The 7,115-nt window shown below is 73.7% G+C and carries 5 protein-coding genes; 2 read left to right on the top strand and 3 right to left on the bottom strand.

The window, feature by feature from the left end; translation table 11 throughout:
- Positions 1 to 246: 246 nt before the first annotated feature.
- Positions 247 to 2,001 (bottom strand): serine/threonine-protein kinase, encoded by a 1,755-nt coding sequence (locus tag AB0O40_RS37020; RefSeq protein ID WP_365050531.1) that lies wholly within the window; start codon positions 1,999 to 2,001, stop codon positions 247 to 249.
- 495 nt (positions 2,002 to 2,496) lie between these two features.
- On the bottom strand, positions 2,497 to 3,336 hold the full coding sequence (locus AB0O40_RS37015; RefSeq protein WP_365050529.1) for a menaquinone biosynthesis protein: 840 nt from the start codon (positions 3,334 to 3,336) through the stop codon (positions 2,497 to 2,499).
- A gap of 236 nt (positions 3,337 to 3,572) precedes the next feature.
- Here AB0O40_RS37015 and AB0O40_RS37010 point away from each other — a divergent pair, with 236 nt between their 5' ends.
- Positions 3,573 to 3,776: a cold-shock protein gene (locus tag AB0O40_RS37010; RefSeq protein ID WP_007265804.1), complete on the top strand. Its 204-nt coding sequence runs from the start codon at positions 3,573 to 3,575 to the stop codon at positions 3,774 to 3,776.
- Positions 3,777 to 3,942: 166 nt separating this feature from the next.
- On the opposite strand, the gene AB0O40_RS37005 is transcribed toward AB0O40_RS37010, so the two are convergent.
- Positions 3,943 to 5,952, bottom strand: a complete 2,010-nt coding sequence (locus AB0O40_RS37005; protein WP_365050527.1) for a hypothetical protein — start codon at positions 5,950 to 5,952, stop codon at positions 3,943 to 3,945.
- 280 nt (positions 5,953 to 6,232) lie between these two features.
- Here AB0O40_RS37005 and AB0O40_RS37000 point away from each other — a divergent pair, with 280 nt between their 5' ends.
- Complete coding sequence (locus AB0O40_RS37000; RefSeq protein ID WP_365050525.1) at positions 6,233 to 7,042, top strand: thioredoxin domain-containing protein; 810 nt, start codon at positions 6,233 to 6,235, stop codon at positions 7,040 to 7,042.
- Positions 7,043 to 7,115: the final 73 nt, after the last annotated feature.

Raw genomic sequence — 7,115 nt, 5'->3', positions numbered from 1 at the left:
CCGGCGACCACGTCGCCGACGACCTCCGACTCCTCCTTGAAGAACCGCCAGTCCACTCCGAAGCCGAGTCCGAGCGCCTTGAGGATGTCTTCAGATTAGGCGCGGTGGGCCCCCGCACCGCCGCTCCGCGACGGTCGCCTCAAACGCCGGCGGGGCTGGGTATGCCGGGCAGCACCGTGGCAGCGGAGCCGCCGGCGGGGCTACGCCCGAGCCGGGGCTGCGGCGCGGGCGCCGCGCGGGGCCGGGTCAGGATCGGGTGAGGTTGCCTTCGGGGTTGCCGGCGGCGGTGTCGCCGGAGCGGTAGTGGAGGGTGCCGTCCTCGTTCAGGGTGAAGCGCTCGTCGGAGGAGCCGTCCGCACACACCCCCGGATGCGGATTCGGCCCGCCCGCCGTGTCGAACCGCAGCCCCCGGTCCGTGGCGGCCGCCAGCTTCCAGTCGCCGCTGCAGTCGTACTCCGTCCCCAGCAGGTCCAGCACGGACTTGTCCCGCCCCAGCTCCTCGCCCGTGCGCCCGGCCCGGATGGTGATCTGGAAGTCGACCGGCACCCCCAGGTTCTTGGTCGTGATGGTGCCCTTCCAGGTGCCCGTCATCGACTCCGGCACGGTCTCCCGCACCCGCCCCGGCAGCGCGTCCCCCGACCCGCCCCCGGTGGACGGCGACGAGGACGTCGACGGGGAGGAGCCCGAGGACGCCGCCGGCCGCGGCCCGCCGTCGCTGGCCGCGGGGCCGCCGCCGTCGTCCTTCCCCTGCCCCGGCAGCAGGTCCATCGCGAAGAGCCCGCCCAGCGTGACCGCGGCCATCGCCCCCGCCACCGCCAGCACCACCGTGCAGCTCAACCGCCGCCCGGCCCGGGCCCGTACGCTCACCTCCCGCCCGGTCCCGGTCGCCGCCTCCTCCGGCCCCGCCACCGCACCGAAGCTGCCCCCGGCCGGCCCGTAGGACCCGCCGGGCGCGTAGGGACCCGAGGCGTACGCCGGTACCGCGTCGGCGGGCGTCGCGGCCGGCGCCGGACCGCCGCCCGGGCCCCCGAAGCCGTACGGCGACCGCGGGTCGGCACCCGTACCGGATCCCGTACCCGTACCGGCTCGCGGGTCGTCCGGGGCCGCGTCCAGGTGCAGCAGCGCGACGGCCGCCCGGGAGACCTCTTCCACCAGCGCGGCCGGCAGCCAGCCCGGGCCGAGCGCGGCGCCCGCGCCCGCCGGGGCGAGCGCGGCGGCGAGGGCCGCGGGGGCCGGCCGGGCCGCCGGGTCCTTGGCGAGGCAGGCCGCGATCAGCTGCCGCAGCGCGTCCGAGGGCACCAGGCCCAGCTCCGGCTCCTCGTGCACCACCTTGTAGAGGAGGGTGGCGGAGTTGTCGCCGGTGTACGGCGGCGCCCCGGTCGCGGCGAAGGCGAGGACCGCGCCGAGCGAGAAGACGTCGGCGGCGGCCGTGGTCCCCTTGCCGAGGATCTGCTCGGGCGCCATGTAGCCGGGCGACCCGATGGAGACCCCGGTGGAGGTGAGCGAGGCGGTGCCCTCGGTGGCCCGGGCGATGCCGAAGTCGATCAGCCGGGGCCCGTCCAGCGTCAGCATCACGTTGGACGGCTTCACGTCCCGGTGCACCAGCCCCAGCGCGTGCACCGCCGCCAGCGCCTCCGCGAGTCCCGCGCCCATGGCCCGTACCGCGGTCTCCGGCAGCGGGCCGTGGGCCGCCACCGCCCGGTCCAGCGAGGGCCCGGCGACGTACCCGGTGGCCACCCACGGCACCGAGGCGTCCGGGTCGGCGTCCAGCACCGGGGCGGTCCACTCGCCGCCGACCCGGCGGGCGGCGGCCACCTCGCGGCGGAAGCGGGTGCGGAACTCCTCGTCCATCGCGAAGTGCGGATGGACGATCTTGACGGCCACCGTCCGGCCGCCCGCGCTGCGGCCCAGGTACACCCGGCCCATGCCGCCCGCGCCGAGCCGGCCGAGCAGCCGGTACCCGCCGATGGCGCGCGGTTCGTCCGCGTCGAGCGGCTGCATGACTGCCTCCCTGGCCTCCCCGCGGCCCGGCCCGGGTCCGTGCCCCGGGCTCGTCCCGGCGGTCCCCGTGACGCGAGCACACTAGCCCCGGCGGGCGGGCCCCCGCCGGGCTGTTCCGGGATGGGGACGGCGGGCGGGGCCGGCGGGCGGGCGGAGGCGCCGGCACCGGTCGCGCGAATTCCGCCCCGGCCCCGGAACGCATCCGCCCGGGCGGGCCGGCACATGACAAAGAACCGGGCGCGCTCTGGACAACCGCCGTCGAATGCGGGGAGTTCCGCGGGAAGCCGGTACCAAGCCGGTACGAACCCGCTCGCGGCGCGATCGGGACGCGATCGGGAAGGGCGGGAAGATCCGGCAATCGCCCTCGCGGAGAATCCCCGCCGGAGGATTTCCCGAATTCACCGGGAATTCCTCCGGAGGACCGTTAAAGATCACGGCCGGCGGGCCGGCCGGAGACGGACAGAGCCGGGAGCCGCGGCGCCCGGCCGGCGGCCGTCAGCGCTCGGCGCCCAGCAGCTCCACCGCCACGTCCCCGGACCCGGTCCGGCGGGCGAACTCGCGTACCCCGGCCAGCTGGTCCGGGCCGAAGCGGAAGTCGAGGGTGGTGAAGTACCGCTCCAGCAGCTCGGCGTCGAAGGCCTCCCAGCGGGCCGCCTGCTCCGCGACCTTGGTGACCTCCTCGAGGGAGACGTCCCGGGAGGCGAGGAAGGCCTCGTGCACCTTCCGCACCACCTCCGGCTCCTTGGCCAGGTAGTCCTTGCGGGCCGCCCACACTGCGAAGACGAAGGGCAGTCCGGTCCACTCCTTCCACATGAGGCCGAGGTCGTGGACGGTGAGCCCGAGCCGGGGCGCGTCGTGCAGCGAGGCCCGCAGCGCGGCGTCCCCGATCAGCACGGCCGCGTCCGCCTCCTGCATCATCAGCCCCAGGTCGGGCGGGCAGGAGTAGTAGTCGGGCCGGACGCCGTACTGCTCGGCGAGGAGCAGCTGGGCGAGCCGGACGGAGGTCCGGGAGGTGGAGCCGAGGGCGACGCGGGCGCCGTCCAGCTGCTCCAGCGGCACCTGGGAGACGATCACGCAGGACATGACCGGCCCGTCGCAGCCGACGGCGATGTCCGGGAAGGCCACCAGCTCGTCGCTGTGCTTGAGGAATTCGACCAGCGTGATCGGGCCCATGTCGAGCTGGTCGGCGACCAGGCGCTCGCTCAGCTTCTCCGGGGTGTCCTTGGTGAGCTCCAGGTCCAGCAGCGTGCCGGTCCTGGCCAGGCCCCAGTAGAGGGGCAGGCAGTTCAGGAACTGAATGTGGCCGACCCGGGGCCGGCTTCGATTGGCGTCCACATCGCGAGACTAGCCCCCGGCGTCCCGTCAGCCTCTCCGAGGGTGTCAAACGTCCGAGTGACGTGATCTTTCCCTCTACCCCTGTGCGCACTCTGCGTGCTAGGCTCGACGCAAGTTGCAGTTTGGTTTCCCTTGCAGTACAAAGCCTGCGGAGCATGTAACCCGCAGGCTTTTGTAGTTTTCAGACTTCTTAGCAGGTTCTGGAGCAGGGCAACCCTTTGGCCCAAGGAGGGCTTATGGCTACCGGAACCGTGAAGTGGTTCAACGCTGAAAAGGGCTTCGGCTTCATCGCCCAGGACGGCGGCGGCCCGGATGTCTTCGTCCACTACTCCGCGATCAACGCGTCTGGTTTCCGCTCCCTCGAGGAGAACCAGCAGGTGAACTTCGACGTCACGCAGGGTCCGAAGGGCCCGCAGGCGGAGAACGTCACCCCGGCCTAGTTGCCCGGGTCGACCGGTCGCGGTCGAAGTTAGCAGTACCCAAGGAGCCCCGCCCTCGCGCACGCGAGGGACGGGGCTCCTGCCTTTGCCCTTCGGGGCGGGGACGGGAAAGCCCGGAGCCCCCGGACCCGTTGCGGGTCCGGGGGCTCCGGGCTTTTCGGATGCGTCAGGCCGAGCGGGTCGGCGCCGGGGTCAGGCCCGGGGCCGGGGTGCCGGTCTGCTTCGGGGCCGCCGGGCGGCGCAGGGTCTCCCGGGGGTCCGGGGTGGTGGTCGCCTTCGGGGACGTCGAAGCCTTGGGCTCCGCCGTCGACTTCGGGGACTTCGACGCCTTGGGGGTCTTCGTCGCCTCGGGGCTGCCGGTCGCCTCGGGCGACCGGGTCGCCTTCGGGCTCGCGGTCGCCTTCGGGGTGGCGGTCGGCTCCGGAGTCGTGGTCGGCTCCGGGGTCGTGGTCGGGGTCTCGGTCGGCTTCGGGTCGTCCGGGGTGCCCGGGGTCTCCGGGGTCTCCGGGTCCGGGGTGGCGGTCGCCGGGGTGACCTCGAGGTCCAGGACCAGCTCCACGCCCGTGGCCGTGGTCAGCCGCAGCGAGTAGTGGCCCGGCTCGACCTCGGCCGGGAGCAGGATCTCCGGCAGGGCGGCCGTGCCGGTCGCGTCCGCCGGGGCCAGCTCCAGGGTGCGGACGGGCTTGCCGTCGCCGCCCTTGAAGTACGGGCCGGTCTCCGCGGGGACCCACTTGGCGTCGGCGCCGCTGCCGTCCTTCTTGACCATGGCGGCGGTCAGGACCGTACCGGCCACGCCCTTGTCCTTGGCGGTGGCCTTGTCCCTGGCGGTGGCCTGCACGCTGACCCGCTGCGCGAAGCGCTCCTCGCCCGCCTTGGCGGTCAGCGGCTTGTCCGCGTCGGTGCCGGTCCGCTTCAGGTGGTCCGCGACCGGGGCCGGCGCGGCCTTCACGTCGCCGCCGAAGGTGACGGTGAAGTCCTTGGCGGCGTAGGCCGTCGCCCGCAGGGTGAAGGACCCGGCCTTGTCGCCGGCCTTGAGCGCGGGGGCCTGTGCGATGCCCTGGGCGTTGGTGCGGACGACCACGTACGTCTTGCCGGAAACGGCGAAGCGGGTGCCGGTGGTGTCGCCCTGGATCTCGAAGACCACGGCCTGGTTCACGGCCGGCTTGCCGTCGCTCAGCACGGCCTTGACCTGGGGCCGCACCGCGAACTGCGCGCCGGTCTCGGCGCTGATCCGCTCGTCCCCGACCCGCTGGAGCGCGGAGACGACGGCCGGCTTGGTCGGCTTCGGCTTCGGCTTGGTGTGCGGCTGCGGCTTGGGCTTCGGCTGGGGCTGCGGCGGGACGACGACCGGGGGGATCACGACCGGCGGGTTGACCACCGGCGGGACGGTGACCGCGGGCGGGTTGGGGACCGCGCTGATGCCCTTCTGGTACTGGCGCATCCACGCGACCACGGTGTTCACGTACTCGCGGCTGTTGTTGTAGCTCAGGACGGCCTTGTCGAGGTCCTGGGCGCGCGCCAGGTCCCGGTCGCCGGCGCAGAGGTAGAGGCCCGCGCCGAGCGCGGCGTCGTAGATGTTGTTGGGGTCGCGGCGGCCGTCGGCGTTGCCGTCGGCGCCCCACAGCGCCCAGGTGGAGGGGATGAACTGGAGCGGCCCGACGGCCCGGTCGAACTGGGCGTCGCCGTCGAAGACGCCCTTGTCGGTGTCGGTCACCTTGGCGAAGCCGTTGCCGTCCAGGCGAGGGCCGCGGATCGGCTTCTCGGTGGAGCCGTCGGCCTTCAGCCCGTAGCCCGAGGCGTGCACGGACTCCACCCGGCCGATGCCCGCGACCAGTTCCCACGGGAGGTGGCAGTTGGGCAGCGCCGCGGCCACGGAGGTGGCGGCGCGGCGGTACGCGTCCAGGGCGGTGCCGGGTATGCCGGTGCCGGAGGCGCCGGGGGTGCCGGGGGCGGTCCCGGTGGGCGGCAGCGCGTCGGGGCCGGACAGGTCCGGCAGGTCCAGGCGGGCGTTGCCGCGCTGGCCGGCCTGCGGGCTGTCCGGGGTCGGCTCGGACTCCCCCGCGTCCGCGCTGGGCGTGTTGCCCACCACCGCGGCGGTGGTGAGGCTGGCCGCGAGCGCGGCCGTGCACAGCACCTTGCGCGAGGTGTTGACGAGGTGACGGCGAAGAGGCTTCACAGTGCGGCGATCCCCCCAAGGCATGCAGGCCGGTCAAGCCGTGAATATCCACTGTTTATCAGGTCCACGGCCGAGACTCGCCGTCCCCCCTCACCTTTCTGACGGACTGTTCACCTGCCCGTTCCGTTGCCCCGACGGGCATTCCGACATACCGCCCAAAGCGATGCGGACAAGAGGGGTCAAAGGTCACACTCCTTGCGCCCGAAAGACCCTGATTTGCCCCAGACGCTGGTCATATCCTCAAGCGGAGGTGAATCCTCCGAAGGGAACCGCGACTTCCATGGCCGGCACGAACAAGAAGGACCAGCGGCGCGAGGCGCGCGAGCGGCTGCGGGCCGAGCGCGCGGCCGCCGCCCGCAAGGCCCGGCTGCGCGGCCGGCTGCTCGTCGGCGGCTCGCTGGCGGCCGTACTGGCCCTGGCCGTGGGCATCGGCGCGTACGCGGCCAACCGCTCGGACGGCCACGACCCGGACCCGGAGGCCGCCGGCAAGCCGTTCGTGCGGCCCGCCCACACCTCCGGGCCGGACGGGGTGGTCGTCCCGTACGGCAAGGCGGACGCCGAGCACGTCCTCACGGTCTGGCTCGACCCCCGCTGCCCGTACTGCGCGGGCGTCGAGAACGGCCTGGGCGCGACCTTCAAGGAGCAGGCGGACGCGGGCACCTACCGCATCGAGTACCGCTTCGCGACCTTCCTGGACGGCGCCCTCGGCGGCAAGGGCTCCAAGCGCGCGCTGAACGCGCTGGGGGCGGCCGTCAACGAGAGCCCCGAGAAGTTCCTCGCCTACCTCCGGGTCCTCTACGCCAACCACCCGCAGAACGAGTCCGAGGACACCTTCGGCTCCACCGCGACCCTGCTGGAGCTCGCGGACCAGGTGCCGGGCCTGCGCACCCCCGCCTTCAACAAGGCCGTCAAGGAGCTGACCTACCTCCCCTGGGTCGAGAAGACCGGCAAGGCCTTCTACGACAGCGGCGAGAAGGGCACCCCCGCCCTCTACCTCGACGGCAAGAAGCTCCAGGCCAACTCGGGCGAGGGCATCTCCAGCATCCCCGTGCCGCAGTGGAAGAAGCTGGTCACCGACACCCTCAAGTAGGCCCCGGCCGCAGCCCCCCGCCGGCCGTCCGCGGTGTGCGGCGGGGCACCCGCACACCGCGGACGGCCGCCCC

Source organism: Streptomyces sp. NPDC089919 (assembly GCF_040684615.1).
Lineage (GTDB): Bacteria > Actinomycetota > Actinomycetes > Streptomycetales > Streptomycetaceae > Streptomyces.
This window is presented reverse-complemented; position numbering and strand designations above follow the sequence as displayed.

What these genes read in the sequence shown, in the direction of transcription:
- AB0O40_RS37020 (WP_365050531.1), bottom strand. Translation starts at nt 2,001, where the DNA reads ATGCAGCCGCTCGACGCGGACGAACCGCGCGCCATCGGCGGGTACCGG.
- AB0O40_RS37010 (WP_007265804.1), top strand. Translation starts at nt 3,573, where the DNA reads ATGGCTACCGGAACCGTGAAGTGGTTCAACGCTGAAAAGGGCTTCGGC.
- AB0O40_RS37000 (WP_365050525.1), top strand. Translation starts at nt 6,233, where the DNA reads ATGGCCGGCACGAACAAGAAGGACCAGCGGCGCGAGGCGCGCGAGCGG.